This is a genomic window from Mesorhizobium sp. M0227, assembly GCF_040321855.1.
GTDB lineage: Bacteria > Pseudomonadota > Alphaproteobacteria > Rhizobiales > Rhizobiaceae > Mesorhizobium.
In genome coordinates this window covers 58365-83687 of the sequence record NZ_JAMYSJ010000025.1, presented here as the reverse complement: position 1 = coordinate 83687, position 25323 = coordinate 58365, and the positions used below count along the sequence as shown (strand labels likewise).

Below are 25323 nucleotides of genomic sequence, written 5' to 3'. Positions count from 1 at the left end.
ACAGCTTCTTCTCGTGCAGGAGGATGTAGACGTCCTCGAGCTCGGCAACCATCTTGTCGGCGTTGGTGACGAAGTAGGGCGAGAGATAGCCGCGGTCGAACTGCATGCCTTCGACGACCTCGAGTTCAGTCTCGGCGGTCTTGGCTTCCTCAACCGTGATGACGCCTTCGTTGCCGACCTTCTGCATCGCTTCGGCGATCATCTTGCCGACCGACTCGTCGCCATTGCCGGCGATCGTGCCGACCTGGGCAACTTCCTCGGAGGTCTTGATCTTCTTGGCAGCCTTGCCGAGCGCCGCGACGACTTCGGTCACGGCCAGATCGATGCCGCGCTTCAGGTCCATCGGGTTCATGCCGGCGGCAACGGCCTTGTTGCCTTCCTGGACGATCGACTGCGCCAGAACGGTCGCGGTCGTGGTGCCGTCGCCGGCGATGTCGTTGGTCTTCGAAGCAACTTCGCGGATCATCTGCGCGCCCATGTTTTCGAACTTGTCGGAAAGTTCGATTTCCTTGGCGACGGTGACCCCGTCCTTGGTGATGCGCGGTGCGCCGAACGACTTGTCGATGACGACGTTGCGGCCCTTGGGGCCGAGCGTGACCTTCACCGCGTCGGCGAGGATGTTGATGCCGTGAAGCATGCGCTCACGGGCATCGCGGGAGAATTTTACGTCTTTGGCAGCCATTTTTTTACTCCTGGGCATCTCGCCCGAAATTCAGATTTGATGGTGCGAAGGAAAGGCCTGATATCAGCCGATGATGCCCATAATGTCGGATTCCTTCATGATCAGAAGGTCTTCGCCATTGAGCTTGACTTCGGTACCCGACCACTTGCCGAACAGGATGCGGTCGCCGGCCTTGACGTCCAGCGGGACCAGCTTGCCAGCTTCGTCACGAGCGCCGGAGCCGACGGCGATGATCTCGCCTTCCTGCGGCTTTTCCTTCGCCGTATCCGGGATGATGATCCCGCCGGCGGTCTTGGATTCGGATTCGACCCGGCGAACGACCACGCGGTCATGCAGCGGCCGGAAATTCGACTTTGCCATTTTTGGATGTCCTTGGTGCGGATGTTGAACGGTTCTCCGTTGCCGGAGCGTGCTTAGCACTCAGCGGAAGCGAGTGCTAACGCGGCAATGAGATAAGCCGCATGCTCCTGCTAGTCAAGACGAAAGAGCAAAGAGCAAAGAGAAAAGAGCAGACAGCAAAGAGAAGAGAGCAAAGAGCGTGTAAGCATCGAGCCTTTTATGTGAACAATGTCGGGTATCAGACATATATGGGGCGGCTCACCCTTTGTATTTGAGCTTTATTCAGATGGCACGAATGATGCAACAGGTGATGCATTTGATCGCATCCAGAGGCTCGCACGGGGTCGTGCTGCGTCAGCTCGGTCATGTCGAGCTTCAGAAGGCCATTTTGGCATTGGTTCTGTTGCCCTATTCCCATTCATGACCAGTCCTGCGCGCGTGAGCCGGCCGGCTAGATTCCAACCACGAGAGCGCCGCCGCTGAGACCCGCACCCGCCGCCGACAGAAGGATTTTCTCTCCAGGCTGGAATGGCTCCGTCTGGTTGGCGAGCGAGAGCGACAGCGGGATCGTCGCGGCCGAAGAGTTGCCGTATTCGGCAATCGTCTTGACAATTGCTTGGTCCGCGATGCCGAGGTTCCTCCCGACCGCGTCGAAAATCCGAGTATTGGCCTGATGCGGCACGAACCGGCCGAGATCGTGTGGCCGCACTCCGGCAGCGGCTAGCGCGTTTATCGAGCAATCGGTCATCATCTCGACGGCCTTTGCGAACACTTCGCGGCCGTCCGCCATCCTCATCCGGGTTTGCGCGAGATCGAGGTCACCGTGGAACGGCTTGTTGCTTCCTCCTGCGGGAATCTGGATCAGCCCGTAGCGCGAGCCGTCCGAAGCCACCGAGGCACCGAGAATGCCCCGATCAGCATCATCGCACTGACCGATCACCAGGGCGCCGGCGGCATCGGCAAACAGGACCGAGCTTGCGCGCTCGGCTGGATTGATGCGGCGGCTGAGGATGTTGGCGGCGATAACAAGGCTCGCTTTGCCGTGCAGGCGGGTAAATCCGTCCGCAAACATCAGCGCATAGATGAAGCCGGCGCAGGCGCCGGTCAGATCCACCGCGCCTGCGCGGCCAAGGCCAAGCTTGTGTGCGACCAGCGGCGCGCTGGGCGGCAGAAGATGGTCGGGCGTCGAGGTGGCAAGCAACAGCAGACCGATGTCGTGGCGCGCAATACCGGCGTTCGCCAGCGCCATGTCGCCGGCCTGCGCAGCAAGACCAGACAGCGTGTCTTCGTCGGTTGCCCAGAAGCGCGACCGTATCCCGGTACGCCTTTCGATCCAGCCTGGATCAAGACCGAGATTGCTCTCGATTTCGGCATTCGCCACCTTTCGCCCAGGCGCATGATGCCCAAACCCGAGAATGCGCGACGACTTGCTCATGGCCTGGACCCGAAGCGTTCGCCCGCCTCCTCAATGGCGTCATAGAGTCGCTCGAGCTCGTCGCCGGTGATGCAATAGGGTGGCAGAAGGTAGAGGACATTGCCGAGCGGGCGCACAAGTAGCCCTCGCTCGAGGAAGAAAGCGCGCAGTTTCGGTCCGATCTCGGCGAGATAACCTGCGGAACCGGTTCGCAGGTCGAGCGCCGCGATCGTGCCGGTCGCCCGGCAGTCGGTGAAGAAGCTGTTGTCGCGAAAGCGTCGAAGCCCGGTGGCCTGCATTGCGCTCAAGGCCGCAATGCGCTCGGCCACCGGCTCGTCCCGCCAGATCTCGACATTGGCAAGTGCTGCCGCGCAGGCAATCGGGTTGGCAGTGTAGGAGCTCGAATGGAAAAACGTCTTCTTCCGGTCCTCGGAATAATGAGCCTGGAAGATGGCATCGGTGGCAAGCGTTACGGCCAGCGGGATGGCGCCGCCGGTCAGGCCTTTCGAGGTGCACAGGATATCTGGAGAGATCGATGCCTGCTCGCAGGCGAACATGGTTCCGGTCCGCCCCCAGCCGGTCATCACTTCGTCGGCGATCAGCAGCGTGCCGGAGGCCTCAGTGATCTTCTTCAATTCGGCCAGAATTGAAGCCGGATACATCAGCATGCCGCCGGCGCCCAGCACCAGCGGCTCGACGATTAAGGCTGCGGCTCGTCGATCGCGGGTCACAGCCTCTAAACGATCCAGCGTCTCCTGCTCGCGCCCCGCTGCCGGAAAGGGGATGGTGGCGACCTCGAACAGCAAGGGTTCGTAGGCGGCGTTGAACACGCCACGCGCACCGACGCTCATCGTGCCGATCGTGTCGCCATGATAGCTGTGATGCATGACGACGATGCGCGAGCGTGGGGCGCCGATGTTGCGGAAATAACCGAGTGCCATCTTCAGCGCTACTTCGACCGAGGTCGAGCCACTGTCGGAATAGAACACCCAGTCGAGTCCAGCGGGAGCGAGGCCGACAAGCGCCTTGGCCAAGCGCTCTGCCGGCTCGTGCGTGAAGCCCGCAAAGATAATCTGGTCGAGGCTCGACGCGGTTGTCTCGATTGCCTTCATGATGCGGGGATGGCGGTGGCCATGTGTGACGACCCACCAGGAGGAGATGGCGTCCAGGATGCGGGCGCCGTCGGCCCTGCGGAGATAGGCGCCTTCAGTCCGGACGATTTCTGGGATCGCAGGCTCGAGCGCGTGCTGGGTGAAGGGATGCCACACATGAGACTGCGACATCAGTCACCTCCAGTAATCGAGGCGAAGGCGAAGCCGGCAATCATTGCGTCCCTCAGTGTCTTGCCCGTCAGCAGATCGAGGTGCGGCAGCCTGCCGAGCTGCGGCGCACCGCTGAATTCCACGATGGTCCGTTGCGTATCGGCCATCTCATCGCCGATGAAAGCGATGCCGGCCAACGGGATGGATCGGGCGCGGAGCGCCTCGATCGAGAGCAAGGTGTGGTTGATGGTGCCGAGCGTGGTGCGGGCGCACAGAATGACGGGCAGCCGCCATTCAGCGAAGATGTCGATGAGCCTTGTGCGCCGGTTAAGCGGCACCATCAGGCCGCCGGAGCCTTCGATGACGAGCGGCGTCGGTAGCACGGGAAAAGCAAGATCGGCAGCCTTGATCGCCACGCCGTCGATCTCGGCCGAACGATGCGGCGACAGCGGGCTCCGCAAGCGGTAGGCTTCCGGCAGCACGCGCTCTGAGGGCAAGCCGGCAAGCCGCGCGACCACCTCGCTGTCGGTCTCGCCGTCGAGGCCCGATTGCACCGGTTTCCAGTAAAAGCCGTCGAGCAAACCGGCGAGCCCAGCCGCAAACACGGTCTTGCCAACTCCCGTGTCGGTTCCGGTGATGACGATGCGTTGGGTCATATCGCCTCCGGCAATCTTTGGGCCAACACCTCGACCAGCGCCTCGACCATGGCGGAAATGTCGGCTTCGCCGATATTGAGCGTCAGTGAGATGCGCAGCCGCGACGTGCGCACGGTCGGAGGACGAATACCGCGTATGTCGAAGCCGCGGGCCTGCAGGCGCGCCGCCACTGCCATGGTGCGCCTGACATCGCCGATTACGAGGGGCTGGATCTGCGAGCCGCTGGGTATCACGCCGCAGCGCTCGGCCAGCTGGCGGCCGGCGAGGGCAACGCGTTCATGCAGCTGAACACGCCGCATAGGCTCGTCGGCGAGCATTGCGAGTGCTTCGCGCACTGCCACTGCCATCAGCGGCGATGGCGCGGTGGCGTAGATGAATGGCCGGCAACGGTTGATCAGATACTCGCACAGTGTCCTCGGCCCGGTCACGAGCCCACCAGATGCGCCGAGCGCCTTGCCGCAGGTGTGGAGCGCGACGATGTTGTCGCGGCCCTCGAAAGCGGCGGCAAGCCCCCGGCCGTCCGGTCCCCAGACGCCGGTCGAATGCGCCTCGTCAATGACGATGAATGCGCCGTGCCGATCGGCAAGCGCGACCAGGCTCTCCAAAGGCGCGCAGTCGCCATCCATGCTGTAAAGGCTTTCCACCGCGATCCAGACGCATCCCATGCCGCCTGCGGCGCGCCAACGTGTGATCGCATCCTCAACAGCGGTTGCATCGTTGTGCGCGGCCAGCACGAACTGTGCGCGCCCGGCCTGCGCACCCTCATGCATGCTGGCATGGGCGAGCTCATCGAGAACCAAAAGATCGCCTTTCTGCGGCAGGGCACTCAGCAGAGCGAAGTTGGCGATGTAGCCGCTGCTGAAGAACAGCGCGCGGTCGGCTCCAAAGAATGCCGCCGCGTCTGCCTCGAGCTGCTCGTGTTCCGGTGCATTGCCGCGCAACAGCCGCGACCCGGTGGCGCCAACCGGCGTGCCCCGCGCAATCGCCGCCACAACAGCATCGCCAAGTCTCCTGGACGAGGCCAGCCCGAGATAGTCGTTCGACGAGAAGTCCAGCCCGGCGCGGGGCGAAAGCGTCCGCAGCCGGTCCTTGCGCGCCAGCCTCTTCAAGGTCGCATCATAACTGGCAAGCGGCGCCCCGTTCATTGCGCTTCGAGTTCCATCGGCTCGATGCCAAGGCGCCGGAACAGCAGGGTATCCTTGTCCTCACCGGGATTGTCCGCCGTCAGCAGCGTGTCGCCGACGAAAATCGAGTTGGCGCCGGCAAAAAAGCACAGCGCCTGCATCTCATCGGTCATGGCCATACGGCCGGCGGAGAGACGGATATGCGATTTCGGCATCATGATGCGCGCCAGGGCGATCACGCGCACGAATTCGATCGGCTCGATGGGCTTGGCTTCGGCAAGCGGGGTGCCGGCGATCGGGATCAGCATGTTGATCGGGACGCTTTCCGGCGGCTCGGGTAGGTTCGCCAGCGTCACCAGCATGTCGATCCGGTCCACCGGATCTTCGCCCATGCCGACAATACCGCCGCAGCAGACCTTGATGCCGGATCGACGAACCTGCTCAAGCGTGTCGAGCCGCTCGGCATAGCCGCGCGTGCTGATGATCTCGCTGTAGTAGCGTTCCGACGTATCGATGTTGTGGTTGTAGTAGTCGAGGCCCGCTTGCTTCAGTCGAGCGGCTTGCTCAAGATCGAGCATGCCGAGCGTCATGCAGGTCTCCATGCCCAGCGCCTTGACGCCCTCGACCATCGCCACCATCGCATCCATGTCGCGCGCCTTGGGGTTTCGCCAGGCCGCGCCCATGCAATAACGCGTGGCGCCGGCATCACGCGCCTTGGTCGCCTCGGCGATGACGCGCCGGACCTCCATCAGCTTCGATGCCTTCAGGCCGGTTTCGTGACGCGCCGACTGGCTGCAATAGCCACAATCCTCCGGGCATCCTCCCGTCTTGATGCTGAGCAGCCGGCTGAGCTGGACCTTGTTTGGATCGAAATTCTGGCGGTGCACCGTTTGCGCCAGGAAGAGGAGATTGTTGAAGGGGGCATGGTAAAGTGCCTGAGCCTTCTCCAGGGTCCACGCTCCGGGGTCAGGGGATTGAGCCTGTGGCGATGTCTGCGTTGAACTTGCCGTTTGCATGTCCATGCTGTTCCTCCGGTCTGTCTTGCGGGGTCTTTGCTATCTGACTGTTGACGATCGGAGAGGACAGTTGACCCAATCCTGACTCAGACAATCATGAGCCCCGATGGTCGAGGCCGATATCCAGGATCGGCGCGCTGTGGATGAGTCGGCCGACCGAAATCAGATCAACGCCGGTCGCGGCAACCGCCCGCGCTGTATGGGACGTGATCCCGCCAGAAGCCTCGGTGATAGCGCGGCCACCGATCATTGCGACGGCGCGGCGAAGATCGGGGAGGGACATGTTGTCGAGCAGAACCGCATCGGGATCGAAGCCAAGTACCTCCTCCAACTGGGCCAGAGTATCGACTTCGACTTCGATCTTGACGAGATGACCGGCCGCTCTTCGTGCTCGCTCGAGCGCTGGGCGGACGCCGCCTGCGATGGCGATGTGGTTGTCCTTGATCAAGATTGCATCGTCCAGACCGAAGCGGTGATTGGACCCGCCACCTGCGCGCACGGCATACTTTTCGACTGCCCGCAATCCGGGCGTCGTCTTGCGGGTGCAGACGATCTTCGCGCCATACCCACGAACCGCAGCGACGATCGATGCCGTTGCCGTGGCGATGCCGCTCAGATGGCACAAAAAATTGAGTGCCGTCCTTTCGGCTGTGAGAATGGCCCGGGCCGGGCCAACCACTGATGCAATGATCTCTCCATCCACGACATTGCAGCCGTCTGCGCGCTCCACCGAGATTTCGACAGCAGGATCAATCAAGCCGAAAGCGAGCATCGCCAGATCGAGGCCGGCGACAACTCCGGACTGTCGCGCCACCAACACGGTTCCCGCTTGGTATTCCTTCGGGACGATGGCCTGCGTGGTCAAGTCGCCGGCTCTGCCAAGATCTTCAAGAAGAGCTGCCCGTGCAAGCGGCTCAAGCACGACCGTGGGTAGCGGTGAAAGTGTCATCACTTCGGCCCTTCGAGACTTGGCGAGTGTCCGAGTCCCCGCGCTGTAGCCAAGGCGGCTTCGAGGGTGATTTCGGACCGTCGGGCGGCAGTCGCATGATGAGGAAAATCTGTCCGGTAATGAGCGCCGCGGCTTTCTTCGCGCAACAAGGCGGCAACCGCGATCATTAGCCCGACAGCCGCCGGATCCGAGACCGCATCCTTGCTTTCGGCGAGCGGCAATAAGGCACGTGTGGCTGCTTTCAAACCTTCACCATCCCGGACGATGCCGAGTGCGCGCGACAGGAAAACACGCACGGGTATCGGAGCGGGCGGTGGGTAAACGTTGGCAAACGCAGGCCTTGTTCTGCGCGCAGGCGCCCCGGCGACACTTTCAGCGACCCAGCGGGCGCACACGATGGCTTCTGTCAAGGAATTGCTGGCGAGCCTGTTGGCGCCATGCAGTCCTGTCGAAGCGACTTCTCCGCAGGCCCACAGCCCCTTGACGGAGGTTCTGCCGGAGCTGTCCACGGCAACGCCACCCATGTGGTAGTGTTGGGCCGGCCGAATGGGGATGAGATCGCGGGCGGGATTGATGCCCGCTCCACGACAGGCTGATGCGATTGTCGGGAAATGTCGAGCGAATGCCGGGCCAGGCCGTTGTCGGGCGTCGAGAAAAACACGGTGGCCGTCCGCAAGATGGTTCCACACGGCCCGGGCCAAGACATCGCGAGGCGCAAGTTCCGCCCCTGGCACGCTCTGGAGAAAAGCCTGGCCGGTTTCATCGATCAGGGCAGCACCTTCGCCTCGGACAGCCTCGCTGACCAGCGCCATAGGGCGTTCCGGGCCGTCAAGCGCGGTCGGGTGGAACTGGATGAATTCGAGGTCGGCTAGGACAGCTCCAGCGCGGGCCGCAAGTGCAAGGCCTTGTCCGCAACTTCCCCAAGGGTTCGTGGTGTCGAGAAACAGTCCCCCGATGCCACCGGTGGCGAGGACGACCCGCCGTGAGCCGAAGAAGAAAGGTCCGATCGAACAGCTCGCCCAGACGCCCCGGATCGCATTCTCTCGCACGGCCAGCCGGCGCGCTTCCACGCCCTCCACGACAACTATCGACGGAGTGGAACGCACAGCCGCGATCAGGGCACGCATGATCTCACGCCCGGTGCCGTCCCCATGCGCATGAACGATGCGACGTCGGCTGTGTGCGGCCTCCAATCCGAGGCACAGTGATCCTTTCGGCGTGCGGTCAAAGGGAACCCCAAAGGCCGCAAGCCCCTCTATCGCCTTGGGCGCGGCTTGGAGGATGCGGCTCGCCACGTCTCTGTCGCAGAGACCATCCCCGGCAGCAAGCGTATCGGCCAGGTGCATTGCCGGATCGTCGTCTTCGCCGAAACTTGCAGCCAGACCCCCCTGTGCCCAGGTGCTCGAATTGTCAGCTCCCAGCAGCGACCTTGACAGAAGAAGCACCGGCTCCGGCGACAGTTGAAGCGCGGTCATCAGTCCGGCGATGCCGCCGCCGATGATGATGGGACGCCCGAAGAAGCTGCGGAGGTCGGCGCTCAAACTGCCAGCATCCGTTCGACCGCAAGCCGCGCGCGCCCGGCGATCCCGGGTTCGATGGTTAGGACATGTTGGTTCTGCTCGAGCGCCGTGCGGATGTTGGCAAGCGTGATCCGCTTCATGTGCGGGCACAAATTGCAGGGCCGGATGAACTCGACCTCTGGGTGCGCTAACGCGACGTTGTCGCTCATCGAGCATTCCGTCATCAGCACGACACGTGGCGGCCTTTGCCTTTCGACATAGTCGGACATGGCAGCCGTCGAGCCGGAAAAATCTGCTTCAGCCACGACGTCGGGCGGGCATTCGGGATGGGCGAGCACGACCACGCCGGGATGGCTTTCGCGCAACTCGCGGATGTCGGCCGGTGTAAAGCGCTCATGCACCTCGCAATGCCCTTTCCAGGCGATGATCTGTACATCGGTCTGGGCGGCGATATTCTGGGCCAGATATTCGTCCGGCAGCATGATCACCCGGAGAACCCCAAGGGATTCGACGACCGCCTTGGCGTTGCCGGATGTACAGCAGATATCCGACTCGGCTTTCACTTCGGCCGACGTGTTTACATAAGTAATGATCGGAACGCCGGGATAACGCTGGCGCATCAAGCGCACGTCTTCTGCCGTGATTGATTCCGCCAACGAGCAACCGGCGCTGAGATCCGGAATGAGCACGGTCTTGTCCGGATTAAGGAGCTTGGCCGTTTCGGCCATGAAATGGACGCCGGCCAGCACGATGACTTGCGCCTCGATCGTCGCAGCCGTGCGGGCTAATGCCAAGCTGTCGCCGACGATGTCGGCCACGCAATGGAAAATCTCGGGCGTCTGATAGTTGTGCGCCAGGATGATGGCGTTGCGCTCGCGCTTCAGTGCAAGGATCGCCTCGATATCGTCGACGAAAGCCGGCCATTCGATCGGCGGGATCACTCGCCGGACGCGCTCGTAGAGCAACGCGGCCGCAGGCAGCATGGCGCTCATCAACCCCCTCCCGCTTATACTCTAATTGAAAATAACCAGCATATACTTGCTGTGAGTATAAGGGATGTCAACCCCGCGCCAGCGGCAATTTTGTCCCGGCGATGAGCCTATCGTCGAGAACGGCGTGGCGGAAACGGAAAAGCTTCGCTGGCCGGCCGCCGGTCTCAGTGGTGGCCTCTCCGGTCTCCTCGACCAGTTCCTGCTGTTCGATCAGTCGGCGAAAGTTCGGCTTGTGGATGAGCCTGCCGGCGAGCGCCTCCACGGTTCGCTGCAGCTGCAAAAGCGTGAAGACCGTCGGCATCAGCTCAAAGACGACCGGCCGGTATTTGATCTTGGAGCGCAGCCGCGCAATGCCGGTCGCCACGATGCGGCGATGATCGGCGACCATGGACTTGCTGGGCACCAGCGGAGGGGGCGCCCCGTCCCGCCCTCTTACGGCCTCTTGGACCAAGCCTGCTTCGTAAACTAACTCATAGCGTTGCAGCGTGAGTTCCTCGTTCCAAAGGCGGTCGTCGAAGCCAAAGGCTATCGTCGCCCGCTGCCAGCGTTCACGTCGCGTGGCCGCATCGCGGACGCCGTTTGCCCATTCAATCAGGCGTGGTCGCAGAACATCCAGCACGACCGGAGGCGTGCCGGAGCGATGGTCCTCCCATGGAAAATATTCATACCAACTCTGCCATCCGCACTTGGGCGGGCCCGCTGCCTGTTCCTTGCGGGTCAATGCAAGATAGCTGATGGAGATGACGCGCTGCTGGCGCTCGGCGCCGATGCGATCCCGATCAGCGAACGTGTAGAGTTGCTCAATGTACCCCAGCCGATGGCCGGTCTGCTGCTCGACCCACCCCCTCAAGCCGGATTGCAGCGATCGGTGCTCAAGCGCAAAGGGACCGGAGGGCAAGGTGTCCGCCTGGCCGATGGTGAGCACACAGGGTTCACTGTCGTTTACGGCGACCACAAAGGCGATCAGGTCCACTTTGACGTCGTCGGCATTCACGGCGGCTCTGTCTTTCCTGAGTCGTATTGCCTGATCGTCCATGTTCGCGAATTGGTCTGCCAGCTTGGGGGGCACCTTAATCGATTTAGTGTAAGCGCGCCTGTCGGCACGTCAACACCCCACAGCTGCACGGCCATTTTTTAGCTCTTCGCACCTGCACAAAAATGTGCGAAAGGCGACACCCGCGGTAACGTAGGGGAAGGAGGATCCATTGAGCGCGTTTGGTGATACCAAGGCGATCACACCGCCGGATATTCGTTCGCGCAAAGGTGGGACGCCGCTCGTCTGCCTTACCGCCTACACCACCCCAGTCGCCCGGCTTGTCGATCCCCATTGTGATGTGGTGCTCGTCGGCGACAGCGTCGGCATGGTTCTCCACGGCCTGCCCTCGACGCTCGGTGTCACGCTGGAGATGATGATCACGCACGGCCAGGCGGTGCGCCGTGGCATCAAGCAGGCGCTGATGGTGGTCGACCTGCCGTTCGGTTCCTACGAGGAAAGCCCAGAGCAGGCTTTCCGAAATGCTGCGCGCGTCATGTCGGAGACCGGCTGCACTGCCGTCAAGCTCGAAGGCGGCGAAACGATGGCAGAGACGATCGGCTTCCTCGCCGCACGCGGCGTGCCCGTCATGGCTCATGTCGGCTTGACGCCGCAGGCCATCAACGCCATCGGTGGCTACCGCGTGCAGGGCAGGGGCGGGGATGCCGAGCGCATCAGGCGCGACGCAATTGCGGTGAGCGAAGCGGGCGCCTTTGCGGTCGTCCTGGAAAAGGTTCCTGAAGCGCTCGCCCGCCGGATCACCGGGGAGGTGGCGGCCCCGACCATTGGCATCGGTGCCTCGGCAGCCTGTGACGGCCAGCTTCTCGTCGTCAACGACATGCTGGGCCTCTTCGGCGACTTCCGACCCAAATTCGTCAAGCGCTATGCTGAACTGGGGGAGGCGGCTGCGGCTGCGATCGCTTCCTATGCGCACGAGGTGAAGGAGCGCCAGTTTCCGGCCGCCGAGCACGTGTTTGCCGATGCGCCCACGCCCGCCGACACGGACGCCACCAAGAGCGGAGAAGCAGCGTGAGCGTGCCGATCGTCAGGAGCGTTGACCAGCTTCGCGAAATCGTCGCCGCATGGCGCCGCGAGGGCGTGAGGATTGCCGTGGTGCCAACGATGGGCGTCCTGCATGAGGGCCATCTCAGCCTGGTGCGCGCTGCACTCGAGAAGGCAGACCGTGTGATCGTGACGCTCTTCGTCAACCCGAAGCAATTCAATAGCCAGGCCGATCTTGCCGCGTATCCGCGCACCGAGGACGAGGATGCCGCCAAGCTGGCACCGGTTGGCGCGCACCTGCTTTATGCGCCAGATGCAGAGGAGATGTATCCGGCGGGCTTCGCCACCACCGTTTCGGTGTCCGGTGTCAGCGAGGGCCTGTGCGGTGCCTTCCGGCCGGGACATTTCGATGGCGTGGCGACCGTCGTCGCCAAGCTCTTCCTGCAGACCAGCGCTGACTTCGGCTTCTTTGGCGAAAAGGACTTTCAGCAAATTCACCTGGTCAGGCGCATGGCCCGGGATCTGGATATTCCAATCACCATTGTTGCCTGTCCGACAGTCCGTGAAGCCGACGGTCTTGCGCTATCATCGCGCAATGTGCGGCTCTCGCCAGCGCAACGCGCTGTTGCTCCCAAGCTATCATCGGTCCTGCTCAAGACGGCTGAGCGGCTTGGGCGCGGCTCACCCGTCCTGCCAACGCTTGCAGAGTCTCGCGCAGCAATTCTGGCTGCAGGCTATCGCGAGGTCGAATACCTGGAACTTCGCGAAGAGGCAGATCTGCACCCGATGACAAGCCTTGATCGACCGGCACGGTTGCTTGCGGCGGCCTGGCTCGGCGGCACACGTCTCATAGACAACGTCAGACTATTTCGGATTGGTTCAACAGATTAGCCACGTTCTCGGCACGCGCTGTATCCGTCCGGGATCGTTTAAAACAAGGTCTCTGCCTGGCATTGAGCGAACGGAGGTTACGCACAGGGCAAATGCATCGCGTGTTTGAGAACTTCGTCGAGCAACTGTCTGCAAGTGTTGATGCTGCCGATCTCTGTGAGGCAATGGCCTCCGCTGCAGCCGGCTTCGACTTCCCGCTATTCGCCTATTTCACTTACCCGTCGGCCTCCGGCGACGCCCCCCAATTGATTTCAAACTATCCTTCATCCTGGACATCACGTTATCTGCAACAGCGGTACCACAGGTTTGATCCGGTCATCCTGCGCGGGCTGCAAGGCTGGGATACATTCGATTGGGGTGTGGACCGCGCTCGACACTGTCTGCCGAATTCGCAGCAACAAATTCTGGAGAGTGCGGCTGAGTTTGGCATCTGCGGCGGCCTGACGATGTCCATGCATGATCATCTCGGCCGGTTTGCTGCCCTGACCTTTGCTTCCGACGAGTCCCGTCCGCTTCTGTTGCGGTCACTGGCACGTTACGAAAAAGCATTGCAGCTGGTGGCCATCAACTTTCATATCCATGTCCGGCGCAGGCTCGCCGATGATCGCGTGGTGGATGGTGTAACGCTCACCCCGCGGGAGTTCGAGTGCCTGAAATGGGCAGCGCGCGGCAAGTCGGCTTGGGATATCGGCCAGCTTCTCGGCGTCTCAAAGCGCACCGTGACTTTTCACTTGGAAAACGCCAAGGCAAAGTTTGGCGTTCGAACGATCAACCAGGCCGTTGCACGCATGGCTGCCTCCGGCCAGACGAGATCCTGATTCTTCAGCCACGATACCTGTAAACCTCTACAGGCTGCATCGCTGTCAGCTTTGCCTTTCGATGGCGGGAACACATCCCACATGGAGGCGACCATGATGCAACTGATAACACCAGACTTTTACAACGAGTTTGCAGGCGAACTCAAAGAGATGCACGGGCTCAGGTTTCGGGTGTTCAAGGAAAGGCTCGATTGGGAAGTTGATACCGAAGACCAGATGGAATCCGATTCGTTTGATGCTCTGAAGCCCGTCTATCTGCTCCTCAAAGGATCCGACTGGCGAATTCGCGGTTGCGTGCGTCTTCTGCCCAGCACCGGACCCACAATGTTGCGCGACACGTTCCCGGTGCTGCTGGGTGCTGACGTCGTGCCCTCGACCACCGACATATGGGAGAGCAGTCGTTTCGCGCTCGATCTTCCTCCGTCGGCGCCCAAGGCTGCGGGCGGGCTGGCCCAGGCGACCTACGAGCTCTTCGCGGGCATGATCGAGTTCGGCTTGGCCAAGGATCTGACCCGGATAGTAACGGTGACGGATACGCGCATGGAGCGGATCCTCCGCCTGGCTACGTGGCCATTGTCGCGCATCGGAGAACCCAAATGCGTCGGCAAAACGGAGGCGGTGGCTGGGTTTCTCGAGATTTCCCACGCGAGCCTTTTGCGCATCCGCAGCAGGGGACGTCTGATTGGACCGGTACTGTGGCAACCGGTTCTAGGCCCGTCGGCATAGCGCCATAGTGGACACCTGAGCCATGAAGGATGCTGGTCTGTCCAAGGAAGCGACGGTCGGCCTTGTATGCTGGCCGGACTGGCGTCGCCACGACGCTTACCACTATGCTAGACGATTGCCACGCACTGGCTGGGCCTGGGAGTTTCTTCGGCGCAATCCACAATTCCAGCGCGACCACGCCAAAATGGCACCGTCCGCCTGCATTGTCGGACCCCAAGGCGACATGCAGATAATCGAGTTGACGACAGGATCAGCTCTCCTAAGACAATGGAGCCTTCTTTTTCGCCGACGCGCCACTTTCGGACGCTACATCGGCAAGGGTCTTTTGGGATCCGCGCGATTGCGCCTGTATTCTACGAGCGGCCGCGGAGCCGCTTGGGCTCGACCACGATTTTGAACCGCTTCACCTTTCTTCGCTCTCATGCTGCAAGGACATCCTGCTGACAGCTGCGGGCGTGCAGCACGTGCTGCTGAGGGAGAACTGCCGGAGTCTGCAGATCGCCGTTTCCGGTCCGTCCGTCCTCCGCCCGTTGCGGCTATATGTTGACGCGATCGTTCAGCCGCAGCACCTCAAGTTCCATGTCGCTGCCCTTCAGTTCTTGAACCACGTCAATGGTTGCGCCCGCCTGTCAGCTGCTTGCTTTCCGCCGGAACACCGCGGAGCGCGTCTGCGTATCGTACTCCAGGCTTTGGATGGCTCGCTTGCCGGAGCATCTCATCAGGATGTCGCCATTGCCTTGTTCGGGACACGCCGCGTCGAAGAAGATTGGCGTCATCCAGGTGGCCATCTTCGCGATCAGGTACGTCGCGCCATCCAACGTGGCCGCTACCTGATGGGCGGCGGCTACAGACAGTTCCTGAGCTAATTGGGGTGGTTGCGATTGTCTTATTCGAACGCGCAACCTCCATTTCTGAGTGCAATTGTGCGTTGCACAAAACGTGGCAAGCGCCTAGTTCTTCCGCGGCGAATCGCGGCGAAGCACTGGGACCCAACCTTCGTCGATGAGTGCATTCATGCCTTGAGGCTCCCGATGACCGTTATGAACCCCGACAAAGCCGGCGCGGCAAGCCTTGAGACTATCGCGCGAAACGGCAGCATGCTGCGTCGCATAGCCGTACGCATTCCGACCTACCTGTCGGATATTCGCGAGAACCCGGCGTGGCTGCCCATGTTCATGTTGGCGCGCACCATGCCGGCACGGAGAATGCACTGGCGTGGTGCAAAGCCGGTCCGAAGGTCGCAAAGAGCCCAGGACACGATGTTTGCCGGTATCAATTGCCAGGACGTTGTCGACGCGCTGCGGATGGATGGGCTTTTCCCCGGCCTCGTCCTGCCAAGAATGGTGGCTGAAGATATAGCCGCATTCGCCAGGTGCACACCTTGTTTCGGCAATTTCGATCGCCGACTCGAATTCATGCCGGCGGAGCATGCGGAGGCTGAGGCGCGGTTTGGCCGTCCGTTGCTCAGCGGTCATTATTTCGAGCGCATTCTGGGCTGTAACTCGGCCGTTGCCATCCAAAACGATCCGCTGCTCATGGATATTGCCGCGCACTATCTCGGCGGCCAGGCGACGCTGATCACAACGCGCGTCTGGTGGAGCTTCCCGACCGGCCAGGCGTCGGACGCCGACAAGAACCTGGCTTCGCTCGGCAAATACCACTTCGATATGGACGACTGGCGGATGCTGAAGTTCTTTTTTTATCTGGTGCCCGTCGACGAGGGGACCGGCCCGCATGTCTATGTCCGCGGCAGCCATGATCGCCGCGCCCTCAAGCACCAACTTACGCTTGTCGTCAGCCATCCCGCGCAAGAGATTCTGGACGTGTACGGCAAGCAGAGCCCGGTCGCGCTGACCGGCGAGGCCGGTTTCGGTTTCGTCGAGGATCCGTTCGGGTTCCATATGGCACCGTGCCGGCGCACAGGCCACGGCTGATGATGGAAGTTGGCTTCGGGGTTTCTCCTCCATCACGCCGCCGCTTCCATGGCGAGCCTGTGATCCGCTGATTTCGAAAAGTCCCGAAACAGCCTTCCCGGACCACAAGTCTTGTGAGGCAAGATAAGGGTATGCCGCCAATCGATCTGTTCGGCGCCCAAAGCGGTTGTCCGCATATGCCTTGAACTGGGCTGGTGCAATGAGTCTCGCCTTTGCTCCAACCAGCGCATGAATGCCTGCTTAATCGAGGTTAGATGGCAGTGCGCCCCAAGATCCTCCTCGATATCGCCTCAGATGCTCTTCGAAAACCTCCTCTACGGACCGAGTCATCTCGGGTCCCCTTTGCAGTGGCCGGAAGGTGGTGCACAGCCGTATCGTGCTTCGGAATCCTGAATGGATGCGAGGGGCGGTTTTCCTCGGGCGGCGCATGCAACGGTGCCGGCATGACAGCTTCGTCTTGGATCTGATGCTCGGCAACGTCGGCGGTGAAGGCTCTGTTTAGGCGGCTTACCCGGACATGGCCTCAATGCAGGAGATCGGCCATCTCCCTGTTCGAGCACATCATTGGAGATCAGGCGCCTGCGGCCAAGGCAGTTGGCTGATTAGCCGAGCGTATTCGGCTTCAGCCCTGCCATACGACCCGTCAGCCAGCGCAATCAGACGCGTGCGATCAAGGATAACGACCTCTCCTCGCATCGATCGTATCAGACCTTGCCCCTCTAATATTTGCAGCGCTATGGTGACGCCGGGCCGCCTGACACCGAGCATGACTGATAAGAACTCGTGCGTAATCGCCAAGCGGTTTCCGTCCACGCGATCATCACACATCACCAGCCATCTTGAGAGCCTATCGACGATGTTCATCCGGGCATTGCTGAGCGCGGTGAAGCTTGCCTGGAGGTGAAAGTAGTGAACGTAGCGGAGCAGAAAAGTTCGCAGGGTTGGGCTTGTCAAAAGCGCCTTGGTGAAGAGGCCCGCGTCGATAACAAAGGCGCGGGCTTCTAATTGCACGTAACAATCGTGCGTTGATCGGTCATCGCCCATGATAAGCGCTGAGCCGGTCATGCCCTCACAACCAATGATTCCGATCTCAGCTTCAATACCAGGCCGCAGTTCGCCCACCACTGACCCGAGACCGCTCTCGAAGAAGTACACGGTTCTGATTGGTGACCCCGCCACTTCGAGATGCGTCTTCAGTCCAAGGGAGACGCTTTCCAAGTGAGGTTGCAGCAATGCCAAATCTGCCGAGCACATTCGAAGCAGCAGCGAATTGCGATAGATGGAATTTTGGCGGGTGTCGCGTTGCGCGGCAGTGTGAGTTTGTGAACTGGAGTCTGTCATAGCTCCCTCTCCCTATTGGGGCGGAAGCATGTTGATCGCTCACAGCCGACGGACGCCCTTAGAGTTGCCGTCGATGGCACACTGTATGCCTGCGAACCCCGGATGTCCCATTTTTTTGATTAACTGCCTTGACCGGCGCGAGCCAAGGTTTGGCGCGCCCGCGCTAACACGGCATTCAGATACCCAGACCTTACGGAGGCCTCACCGCACAGGGCGGTGCGCACTCCGGCTCGACGACGGCTGTCGAAATCAGACTGCTTTGGATGCACTACCATTGACCGGTACTAGGATTCTCGACCTCGCCGATAAGCCCGTCTGTACAGCAAGCGGCCTTCCTGCCTATCCCAATATCAAAAGTCAAACCCGCCGCAGATGCATATGCCTGGCAGCATGTGTCGGTCTTTGGCCACGCATCTGCGACACCGAAATCAAGTAGCCCGCCATGGCGCGACCCTCAATCTTCCACTTCAGGGAGCCTGCCCTGCCATTCAAGGTCAGTCAGCACTTCGGCCTCCACAGTCATATTTTCCGCGAATTCACCGGCATGTTCGGCGAGAAGCTTTTCTCGCCGCGACGACCGCTGAACGCTTTCCTTCGCACTTCTCGTGGAACCTGGCTACGCTCTGGCCTACGTGGTCGCCGTTCCATTTTATTACGCCCACTATGGCATACCAGACGCCTTTCCCGGTCCTGCGACGTCGCAGAATTTCGAGTCGCTGATCTGCCAACTGGGCGATGGCTTGGTAGAGAAGTTCGTGCTCCGGGCGGTCGGCACCTCTCGAACGAGCCTCATGGGCAAAGCCCTTCAGGCTAGGCTCCTTAAGTTCAGCTACTGCGTGCGAAATCTTCCACAGATTTGCGGTAGCCTCGTCGAGTGCGTGCCGAGCATCATAGGTAAGCGGCGGTCGCTTCACCGAAACCCCCTGCGCGGATCTCATCTTGTCCGACTTCACCTTCGGCCAGATGTCTGCGGCAATCCTGTCGAGTTCGGTCTTGCCCACTACCCAGCGGTGCTCCTCCTCAGCCCTCTTCTTGGAGAGCTTTGGCTGAAGTGCCACCACCGTTCCCTTGTTGTCGGAATCATTGAAGGTGGCGCTCATAATGTCGCTAGTCGACCGTGTGAGGCCCTTTCGGATATCGCCCGCAGCATCGAAAACCCAATAGGCTCCTTGGGCATCTAGAATCCGATTCGGCGCGGTGCCTTCGTTCTCAACTATCACCGAGACGACCCGCTGGCGTGTGCCGGCGTATTGCGGGAGAGCGTCCTTTCCGAAGATCATTCCCTCTACAAGCCGCCGCGATAGCCGCAGAGGTTCGCTGTTCTCCGGGAATATGTAGTGACGACTGGACACCCGGCTTCGCTCCTTCGATCGCCGAAACGCGATGGCACATTCATGGTAGGCGGCTGTCTAAAGATTGCAGTATCAAAACTCATTGGCAGCATTTGATCAACTATCGCTCACGCTGCTGGATACGAGCAGCTGTCGCACTTCGCCGGAGACAAATAAGTCAACCGCGAATTGACTGTGAGAGGGATGAGTCCCAATTGGGTGATGCCTGACACTGGTGGAAGGCGAAACTGCGGGCGACTGGAAGCTCAGCAATGCCCATGAAATTGGGCAGCTGGTGCTGGTCCGGCGCTATGACGTCAGACGATGGTATCTGCCGAATGACCTGGGGAACCTTCGGGGACATCGAGGCCGACGTGGTCGGAAGCAAAATGAGTTACAGGCGGTGCGGCAGGAACGAGTATATGCAAGCTGAGACGCCTGTCGCCGTCGCCGCGTTCTAGGCCGACGTTCTCCGCATTCCGAGGCCTGGTGAGCGATACGGGTGCGCCTGAGTGTCAATGGCGCATTTAGCAAAGGCCCTGGCACATGATTCACCGCCGTGCGAGCTGATCGAAACTGGTTTGCTGGATTGCATCGTAATAGCGCCGCCCACCAGGAAACATTTTTCTATCGTTTGCGGTTAGGGCCGCATGGCGCGCTTGTCGGACGCAACAAGCCAGCTTGGGCAATAGGCAGCTGGCAATCCACACCGTACTCCCTACTGCAATCCCTAGCCCCGAACGAGACCGCCATGCCGTCACCTCCCGATTTCGCCGACGATTTTCGGGCCGGGCTGATCACGCTGCTGCGCTGGCAGGGATGTGCGGCGCTTCGAGCCGACGGCTCTGCCGGAGGGCAAGCTGGAACGGCTGCTCGAGCTCGCCAGCATTGCGCCCTGCGTTGGCCTCAGCCAGCCCTTGCGCTTCGTAGTGGTCGACAGCCTCGAGCGGCGCACCGCCGGTGAGAGACTGCTTCGAACGCTGCAATGCCGAGGCGCTCACGTGCTTTTCGGGAGAGCGCGCTGCACTCTATGCCCGGCTGAAGCTTGCCGGTCTCAACGAGGCGCCCTGTCAGTTCGCGGTTTTCGCCGACCGCACGACCGGACAAGGCCTTGGGCTCGGTCGCATAACCATGCCGGCGACCATCGACTATTCGGCCGTCATGGCGGTGCACACACTGTGGCTAGCGGCGCGGGCGGAAGGCATCGGCATGGGCTGGGTGTCGATCCTCGATGTGACCGAGATGGCCGAGATTCTCGACACGCCGCCCGAGTGGACGCTGATCGGTTATTTCTGCCTCGGCTAGCCTGCGAGGAGCACGACATCCCACCTTGGAACGCGAGGCGGCCGCCGGTGGTAATCAGCGGTAGGGGGGTGCCCATCACTTCGTCTCTTCCCTGGCGATGAGCTTGACGCAGATCGGGTCGCCCTTCGCCATCGGGGTACATTGCCATTCCGGACCGAAGCCGAAGTTCGTGTTCTTGCCAAGGCCAGGAAAGAGCACTGACAAACCGGACCGCAGCGAAGATGGCGCTGGCGGCAACCGGGCTGAAGCCGGGCATGGAGGTGGTCGACCTCTGCTGCGGCGACGGCTGTGCCGATCGCCACGGTCGCCCGCCATGTCGTCGCCATAGACATCGACGCCGACCAGCTGGAGGCCACGCAGCGCCGCTACCGGCGCCGGCGTGACCAATTGCGAATTCGTCGCCGGCGACGCCTATGAACTCGCTACTCTGGTGTCACGCCCCGTCGACCTCGTCTTCATGGCCAACGCTTTCCATGGCGTCCCGGACCGACCGCGGCTGGCACGTGCCGTGCGCGAGGCGCTCGCACCCGGCGGGCATTATGCCATCGTCAACTGACACCGGCGCCGCGCAGACGACGACGGTCCTTTGGGCGAGCCGCGCGGCCCGCGAAGCGAACTCAGGCTGTCGCCGAGACAGACCATCGCCGATGCCGAAGTCGGCGGCACAATGCTTCTACATGCCGGACTGCCTGACTAGGGCTCGCAGGCCGGTCGTCCGTCCACTGTCCAAGGCCTGCTGGCCGTTTCTGAGGCCGTGATCCTGCCGCGGGTGAGTCTGCGATTGTCATAAGAGCGTCAGGCGCGAATAGAACTTTAGGTCCCCACAGCAGCCGACCTATCCATGGGGCGGATGGTAGTGATCACTACAATCAATTGTACCAATATCATGGAATACTACTACAAGGCCGCCACTTAAAGCGGCCGGATGGGTATCCGTCTCGCGTGGGCTGATGCTGCCCGCAAAAATGCGGAGACGAACATGTGCGGGATTGTTGGCATCGTTGGGCAACAGCCGGTGTCGGATCGGTTGATCGGCGCGTTGAAGGGTTTGGAATATCGCGGCTATGATTCCGCCGGCGTTGCGACGATCATCGACGGTGCCTTGCACCGCCGGCGCGCCGAGGGCAAGCTCGTCAATCTCGAGAGGCGACTGAAGGAAGAGCCGCTGAGCGGCAAAGTCGGCATCGGCCACACGCGTTGGGCAACCCACGGGGCCTCGACGGAACGCAATGCGCACCCGCACTTTACCGACGGTGTCGCCGTCGTCCATAACGGCATCATCGAGAATTTCACCGAGCTGAAGGAGGAATTGGCGGCGGATGGCGCCGAGTTCCAGACCGACACTGACACCGAGGTCGTTGGGCATCTCTTGGCAAGATACCGCCGCGAGGGCATGAGGCCGCAAGAGGCCACGCGTGCCATGCTGAAACGCGTCAGGGGCGCCTATGCGCTTGCCATCCTCTTCGAAGATGAACCGTCGACCATCACGGCGGCGCGCAACGGACCACCGCTGGCGATCGGTCACGGCGACGGCGAGATGTTCCTGGGCTCCGACGCGATCGCTCTTGCGCCCTTCACCAATGAAATTACCTATCTCATGGACGGCGACTGGGCCATTGTCGGCAATTCGGGCGCCCATATCTTTGATATCGACGGCCATCCCGTCGAGCGTCCGTGCCATATCTCCACGGCCGCGGCCGATCTGGCCAACAAGGGCAGCCATCGCCACTTCATGGAGAAGGAAATATACGAGCAGCCCGAGGTCATCGCCCATGCTCTTCGTCATTACATCAAAATCATAGAGGGTCGCGACATGGTTCCTGGCATCGATTTCGCCAAGGTTCCGAGCTTGGCGATCTCTGCCTGCGGGACCGCCTATCTCGCCGGACTGATCGGAAAATACTGGTTCGAGCGCTATGCGCGCCTGACGGTTGAAATCGACGTTGCGTCTGAATTCCGTTACCGCGAGATCCCTTTGCCGCCGCAGTCCGCGGCTCTTTTCATTTCGCAATCCGGCGAAACCGCCGATACGCTTGCATCGTTGAGGTACTGCAAGGAGCGTGGGCTGAAAATTGGCGCTATCGTCAATGCCTGCGAATCGACCATCGCTCGGGAGGCCGATACGGTCTTCCCGATCCTTGCCGGACCGGAGATCGGCGTCGCCTCTACCAAGGCTTTTACCTGCCAGCTTGCCGTTCTAGCCGCACTCGCCATCAGCGCCGCCAGAGCCCGCGGGACCGTCCCCGAAGGCGAGCTGCAGGCACTCGTCAGGAGCCTCGCCGAATTGCCGCGCGTCATGGGCCAAGTACTCAACAGCATCCAGCCGGAGATCGAGTTCTTGTCGCGCGAACTGTCAAAGTGTCGTGACGTCCTGTATCTCGGCCGTGGCACCAGTTTCCCGCTAGCGATGGAAGGAGCGCTGAAGCTCAAGGAGATTTCCTACATCCATGCCGAAGGCTATGCAGCGGGTGAATTGAAGCACGGGCCAATCGCATTGATAGATGAGAACATGCCGGTGATCGTCATCGCGCCCCATGACCGCTTTTTCGACAAGACCGTCTCCAACATGCAGGAAGTGGCTGCCCGTGGAGGGCGGATTATACTCATCACCGATAAAAATGGGGCAGCCGCATCGAAACTCGACACCATGCACACGCTCGTGCTGCCGGTAGTCGACGAGATTATCGCGCCAATGATCTTCTCGCTGCCGATACAGCTTCTTGCCTACCACACGGCGCTCTTCATGGGGACAGATGTAGACCAGCCGCGCAATCTCGCAAAATCGGTCACGGTCGAATGATTGTGAACCTGTACAGATGGCGAAGCTCTCGATGGAAAGCTACCCTTTGTCTGGATCCGGATGAAAACCAGATGACCAGTGTTTGCTGGAATTTGGAATCCCTTTTTTCGGCCGGTCGATCGGGGCACAGGGCGATCGAGCTTCCTAGAGCCGACGTCAGCACGCAGCCGGGGGCTTTCAAGAGTGGGTCTTTCGCTCCCCCGCCGGTGGAGATTGGCCGAAGGAAGCAGTGTCCGTACCGGGAGTTCGAGTTGGTGTTCAGAGTTCCAGGGCCCCCTCCTGAGATGGCCTGATCGGCTGTAGCGCATCCGACCTGCGATCCTTCGCGAATAATTCTCGCCGTTGGCTTTCTTGATTAGAAGGAGGTGAGCCGCCATATTCCGACCCAGCTCCTAATTCAGGCGGCCCATTCCATGGATGAGGCCGGTCCGGCTGAATGGACGTCCATTTTTTGATTTGCTTGGTCTGCGCCGCCGGGGGGGTATCTCCCGAGGGAGCTCCCATGTTCTTGGAGATGTTTATGAACGATTCGCGCATTCCCGAACCAGTCTTGACGGCTATGTCGCAGGGGACCCACATCGTCCGCGCTTATCGTGAGCACCTTGGGTATTCGATCGAGGACCTGACGGTCGCGAGCGGGCTTGCCGCTGAGGAAATTCAAAACATCGAGCGAGGTCTGAGGTACAACAAGGGATATCGGGATCGGATAGCGAGATCGCTTTCCATACCTGTGGGAATCCTTGAGGCAGAGTCGCACATTTCGGACGCCGCCTGATCAGTCGGATGATCCGCAATGGGTGGACTACCGCTCTTGTGATGTGAAGCTTGCGGCTGATTGTAGACGCTGATTCCGTTGGGATGCCTCTGGCGCAGTACCGCCAAGAGAATCTCGTCAACTTTCCGATGCAGGAACCCTTCACATGGGCTCGCGAACAACAACGCGATATAGCCGCCCGGAGTGCTACGAAACGTGCACGAGGGCATCGGCTCGCGACGAAGGATTGTAACGGCGAACTCTTGGTAGTTCGGCGAGGCGATGCTGGCGCTTGAGCATCAACTCGGCCTACGAGAGTGGCTACTCCTAGGCTGAATCGGCCAACTGGCCGGCATCGCGCCGCTCTGAAAATAACATGGCGGGCATCCTGACGTTTCCGGGTTGACTATGGGTGTTCGAACCACGAAAAGGGGCCGCTCTTCGTGAGTGGCGTGCGCCGGCAGTCTAACCCCAAGCCCCCCCGCCCAGGCTGCCGGCGCGCTTCTAGAAAGATCGAGGTAGGCACTCGCTGCGCTCTGCCCGCCGACACCTTGTGCTTCCTCCAGCGAGTCCAGCGGACCACCATGGGTGTTGCAGTTCTGGTGCTTACCCACGTCCATTTGCGATCTCGGGTCATTGAGAGTACCGCAAGCACCCTCTCTGCTGGATGGCAACGCGGCTCGCGCCGCCCGTATGCAGCGCAAGCTCCATGCATGAGGTCGTCCCTTCAAAATACTTGATGCAGCTGCGCTTGCGTAGCTCCTTGCATGCGCTCGATGCCAGGAGGAGACCTCTGTCTACGCTCGCATCGATGCAACGCCGTTGATCACCATCATCGCGGCGACCGCTTCGCGGGGGCCGCAGCCGTTTTGGAGCATGACGATCATGCCGGCGCCATCGCAGTGACGCACATGCAAAATTCACAGATGCATTCTCGCCCAATGCTAGGTGCCCAGCATATGTCCGGCATCCCGCAACGCGGCTACGAAGAGACGGGCATTGCCGTTGGCATCCATCTTGGCCTGCATCGACAGGGGCATCCTGTGCCAGCTCTCCAAGGACGCAATGTAATGTGAGAACATACCGTTAACGATGCAATAGTGGGTAACTAGGCCGTGTACATCCAACGCCAGCACGCCGAATTGGCCGCCGTGATATCGGATGGCTGCGACCCGCTGGACCTGCGCGTCACCGTCGATCCGCACGTCGAAAAGCAGGATGCCGCGGCTCCTGGTGGCTATCTCGGCGGCTTTTTCAGCGAAGCTCAACGAGAGCGAGCGGACGCTTTCGACTGCCATCTGTAAAACCATCAAGTTCAGTTCATCCACTGACATAAGGTACCTGTGCGCAAGACATGGGTGATTGCAATCGACCACACCGCTTGTTCACAGATGTCGGCTCATCACCGATTATTCAGGGTTTGCCGGTCATCTT

24 protein-coding genes and 2 pseudogenes are annotated in these 25323 nt (G+C 60.9%); 12 read left to right on the top strand and 14 right to left on the bottom strand.

All coding sequences use genetic code 11. The features are described 5' to 3' along the window. The 11 genes from groEL to NKJ00_RS25785 all read right to left on the bottom strand — a co-directional run. A partial coding sequence (gene groEL, locus NKJ00_RS25835) for a chaperonin GroEL (protein ID WP_352631752.1) occupies positions 1 to 682 on the bottom strand: 682 nt, incomplete at its 3' end. 63 nt (positions 683 to 745) lie between these two features. Then, positions 746 to 1042 carry a co-chaperone GroES gene (gene groES, locus NKJ00_RS25830; RefSeq protein WP_019863563.1) on the bottom strand — a complete coding sequence of 99 codons (297 nt, stop codon included), beginning with the start codon at positions 1040 to 1042 and terminating at the stop codon, positions 746 to 748. A 430-nt stretch (positions 1043 to 1472) separates the two neighbouring features. Continuing rightward, the gene (gene bioZ, locus NKJ00_RS25825) at positions 1473 to 2456 is read right to left on the bottom strand and encodes a 3-oxopimeloyl-[acyl-carrier-protein] synthase BioZ (RefSeq protein ID WP_352631750.1); all 984 of its coding nucleotides are present in this window, start codon (positions 2454 to 2456) and stop codon (positions 1473 to 1475) included. Further along, positions 2453 to 3718 (bottom strand): adenosylmethionine--8-amino-7-oxononanoate transaminase, encoded by a 1266-nt coding sequence (locus tag NKJ00_RS25820; protein WP_352631748.1) that lies wholly within the window; start codon positions 3716 to 3718, stop codon positions 2453 to 2455. The genes bioZ and NKJ00_RS25820 overlap by 4 nt, the downstream gene beginning before the upstream one ends. Continuing rightward, positions 3718 to 4353, bottom strand: coding sequence for a dethiobiotin synthase (gene bioD, locus NKJ00_RS25815; RefSeq protein ID WP_023735844.1), 636 nt, complete (start codon positions 4351 to 4353; stop codon positions 3718 to 3720). The genes NKJ00_RS25820 and bioD overlap by 1 nt, the downstream gene beginning before the upstream one ends. Further along, positions 4350 to 5498, bottom strand: coding sequence for an 8-amino-7-oxononanoate synthase (locus tag NKJ00_RS25810; RefSeq protein ID WP_352631746.1), 1149 nt, complete (start codon positions 5496 to 5498; stop codon positions 4350 to 4352). The genes bioD and NKJ00_RS25810 overlap by 4 nt, the downstream gene beginning before the upstream one ends. Continuing rightward, positions 5495 to 6493: a biotin synthase BioB gene (gene bioB, locus NKJ00_RS25805; RefSeq protein WP_352631760.1), complete on the bottom strand. Its 999-nt coding sequence runs from the start codon at positions 6491 to 6493 to the stop codon at positions 5495 to 5497. Before bioB ends, NKJ00_RS25810 begins: the two co-directional genes overlap by 4 nt. A 94-nt stretch (positions 6494 to 6587) precedes the next feature. Then, positions 6588 to 7442 carry a carboxylating nicotinate-nucleotide diphosphorylase gene (gene nadC, locus NKJ00_RS25800; RefSeq protein WP_352631744.1) on the bottom strand — a complete coding sequence of 285 codons (855 nt, stop codon included), beginning with the start codon at positions 7440 to 7442 and terminating at the stop codon, positions 6588 to 6590. After that, a complete protein-coding gene (locus NKJ00_RS25795) occupies positions 7442 to 8983 on the bottom strand; it encodes an L-aspartate oxidase (protein ID WP_352631742.1) in 1542 nt (513 codons plus the stop codon). Before NKJ00_RS25795 ends, nadC begins: the two co-directional genes overlap by 1 nt. Then, complete coding sequence (gene nadA / locus NKJ00_RS25790) at positions 8980 to 9954, bottom strand: quinolinate synthase NadA (protein WP_352631740.1); 975 nt, start codon at positions 9952 to 9954, stop codon at positions 8980 to 8982. Before nadA ends, NKJ00_RS25795 begins: the two co-directional genes overlap by 4 nt. A 67-nt stretch (positions 9955 to 10021) precedes the next feature. Beyond that, positions 10022 to 10990, bottom strand: a complete 969-nt coding sequence (locus NKJ00_RS25785; protein WP_023735838.1) for an NUDIX hydrolase — start codon at positions 10988 to 10990, stop codon at positions 10022 to 10024. A 169-nt stretch (positions 10991 to 11159) separates the two neighbouring features. Here NKJ00_RS25785 and panB point away from each other — a divergent pair, with 169 nt between their 5' ends. From panB to NKJ00_RS25750, 7 genes and pseudogenes are all read left to right on the top strand, one after another. Further along, a complete protein-coding gene (gene panB, locus NKJ00_RS25780) occupies positions 11160 to 12020 on the top strand; it encodes a 3-methyl-2-oxobutanoate hydroxymethyltransferase (RefSeq protein WP_352631738.1) in 861 nt (286 codons plus the stop codon). Beyond that, a complete protein-coding gene (gene panC / locus NKJ00_RS25775) occupies positions 12017 to 12880 on the top strand; it encodes a pantoate--beta-alanine ligase (protein WP_023795254.1) in 864 nt (287 codons plus the stop codon). The genes panB and panC overlap by 4 nt, the downstream gene beginning before the upstream one ends. 92 nt (positions 12881 to 12972) lie before the next feature. Then, the gene (locus tag NKJ00_RS25770) at positions 12973 to 13698 is read left to right on the top strand and encodes a LuxR family transcriptional regulator (protein WP_352631736.1); all 726 of its coding nucleotides are present in this window, start codon (positions 12973 to 12975) and stop codon (positions 13696 to 13698) included. 93 nt (positions 13699 to 13791) lie between these two features. After that, on the top strand, positions 13792 to 14424 hold the full coding sequence (locus NKJ00_RS25765; RefSeq protein ID WP_023766595.1) for an acyl-homoserine-lactone synthase: 633 nt from the start codon (positions 13792 to 13794) through the stop codon (positions 14422 to 14424). A 22-nt stretch (positions 14425 to 14446) separates the two neighbouring features. After that, positions 14447 to 14821 (top strand): transcriptional regulator domain-containing protein, encoded by a 375-nt coding sequence (locus tag NKJ00_RS25760; RefSeq protein WP_352487474.1) that lies wholly within the window; start codon positions 14447 to 14449, stop codon positions 14819 to 14821. 58 nt (positions 14822 to 14879) lie between these two features. After that, positions 14880 to 15290: a DUF2285 domain-containing protein gene (locus NKJ00_RS25755; RefSeq protein ID WP_352631734.1), complete on the top strand. Its 411-nt coding sequence runs from the start codon at positions 14880 to 14882 to the stop codon at positions 15288 to 15290. Between the two features lie 165 nt (positions 15291 to 15455). Next, positions 15456 to 16429 (top strand): annotated as a pseudogene (locus tag NKJ00_RS25750) (hypothetical protein). Between the two features lie 490 nt (positions 16430 to 16919). Here NKJ00_RS25750 and NKJ00_RS25745 read toward each other — a convergent pair. Together NKJ00_RS25745 and NKJ00_RS25740 are read right to left on the bottom strand one after the other, a co-directional pair. Further along, complete coding sequence (locus tag NKJ00_RS25745) at positions 16920 to 17699, bottom strand: Crp/Fnr family transcriptional regulator (protein WP_352631732.1); 780 nt, start codon at positions 17697 to 17699, stop codon at positions 16920 to 16922. Between the two features lie 536 nt (positions 17700 to 18235). Next, the gene (locus NKJ00_RS25740; RefSeq protein ID WP_352631730.1) at positions 18236 to 19051 is read right to left on the bottom strand and encodes a hypothetical protein; all 816 of its coding nucleotides are present in this window, start codon (positions 19049 to 19051) and stop codon (positions 18236 to 18238) included. Positions 19052 to 19851: 800 nt separating this feature from the next. Between NKJ00_RS25740 and NKJ00_RS25735 the strand changes: the two are divergent. The 5 genes and pseudogenes from NKJ00_RS25735 to NKJ00_RS25715 form a co-directional block, all read left to right on the top strand. Then, a pseudogene (locus NKJ00_RS25735) lies at positions 19852 to 19944 on the top strand (5,6-dimethylbenzimidazole synthase); the annotation flags it as partial. A gap of 46 nt (positions 19945 to 19990) precedes the next feature. Beyond that, on the top strand, positions 19991 to 20335 hold the full coding sequence (locus NKJ00_RS25730) for a nitroreductase family protein (RefSeq protein ID WP_245264244.1): 345 nt from the start codon (positions 19991 to 19993) through the stop codon (positions 20333 to 20335). A gap of 379 nt (positions 20336 to 20714) precedes the next feature. Continuing rightward, positions 20715 to 20891 (top strand): class I SAM-dependent methyltransferase, encoded by a 177-nt coding sequence (locus NKJ00_RS25725; protein WP_023762808.1) that lies wholly within the window; start codon positions 20715 to 20717, stop codon positions 20889 to 20891. A gap of 423 nt (positions 20892 to 21314) precedes the next feature. After that, a complete protein-coding gene (glmS, locus tag NKJ00_RS25720) occupies positions 21315 to 23135 on the top strand; it encodes a glutamine--fructose-6-phosphate transaminase (isomerizing) (protein WP_023809320.1) in 1821 nt (606 codons plus the stop codon). A 520-nt stretch (positions 23136 to 23655) separates the two neighbouring features. Further along, positions 23656 to 23910, top strand: coding sequence for a helix-turn-helix domain-containing protein (locus NKJ00_RS25715; protein ID WP_023735822.1), 255 nt, complete (start codon positions 23656 to 23658; stop codon positions 23908 to 23910). Between the two features lie 923 nt (positions 23911 to 24833). Here the strand turns inward: NKJ00_RS25715 and NKJ00_RS25710 are convergent. Next, positions 24834 to 25223, bottom strand: a complete 390-nt coding sequence (locus NKJ00_RS25710) for a hypothetical protein (RefSeq protein ID WP_023735820.1) — start codon at positions 25221 to 25223, stop codon at positions 24834 to 24836. Positions 25224 to 25323: the final 100 nt, after the last annotated feature.

Coding starts and splice junctions, on each gene's coding strand:
- NKJ00_RS25770 (WP_352631736.1), top strand. CDS start 12,973: ATGCATCGCGTGTTTGAGAACTTCGTCGAGCAACTGTCTGCAAGTGTT.
- bioZ (WP_352631750.1), bottom strand. CDS start 2,456: ATGAGCAAGTCGTCGCGCATTCTCGGGTTTGGGCATCATGCGCCTGGG.
- bioD (WP_023735844.1), bottom strand. CDS start 4,353: ATGACCCAACGCATCGTCATCACCGGAACCGACACGGGAGTTGGCAAG.
- groES (WP_019863563.1), bottom strand. CDS start 1,042: ATGGCAAAGTCGAATTTCCGGCCGCTGCATGACCGCGTGGTCGTTCGC.
- NKJ00_RS25810 (WP_352631746.1), bottom strand. CDS start 5,498: ATGAACGGGGCGCCGCTTGCCAGTTATGATGCGACCTTGAAGAGGCTG.
- NKJ00_RS25710 (WP_023735820.1), bottom strand. CDS start 25,223: ATGTCAGTGGATGAACTGAACTTGATGGTTTTACAGATGGCAGTCGAA.
- glmS (WP_023809320.1), top strand. CDS start 21,315: ATGTGCGGGATTGTTGGCATCGTTGGGCAACAGCCGGTGTCGGATCGG.
- nadC (WP_352631744.1), bottom strand. CDS start 7,442: ATGACACTTTCACCGCTACCCACGGTCGTGCTTGAGCCGCTTGCACGG.
- NKJ00_RS25820 (WP_352631748.1), bottom strand. CDS start 3,718: ATGTCGCAGTCTCATGTGTGGCATCCCTTCACCCAGCACGCGCTCGAG.
- NKJ00_RS25715 (WP_023735822.1), top strand. CDS start 23,656: ATGAACGATTCGCGCATTCCCGAACCAGTCTTGACGGCTATGTCGCAG.
- NKJ00_RS25760 (WP_352487474.1), top strand. CDS start 14,447: ATGAAGGATGCTGGTCTGTCCAAGGAAGCGACGGTCGGCCTTGTATGC.
- bioB (WP_352631760.1), bottom strand. CDS start 6,493: ATGCAAACGGCAAGTTCAACGCAGACATCGCCACAGGCTCAATCCCCT.
- nadA (WP_352631740.1), bottom strand. CDS start 9,954: ATGAGCGCCATGCTGCCTGCGGCCGCGTTGCTCTACGAGCGCGTCCGG.
- NKJ00_RS25765 (WP_023766595.1), top strand. CDS start 13,792: ATGATGCAACTGATAACACCAGACTTTTACAACGAGTTTGCAGGCGAA.
- NKJ00_RS25785 (WP_023735838.1), bottom strand. CDS start 10,990: ATGGACGATCAGGCAATACGACTCAGGAAAGACAGAGCCGCCGTGAAT.
- NKJ00_RS25745 (WP_352631732.1), bottom strand. CDS start 17,699: ATGACAGACTCCAGTTCACAAACTCACACTGCCGCGCAACGCGACACC.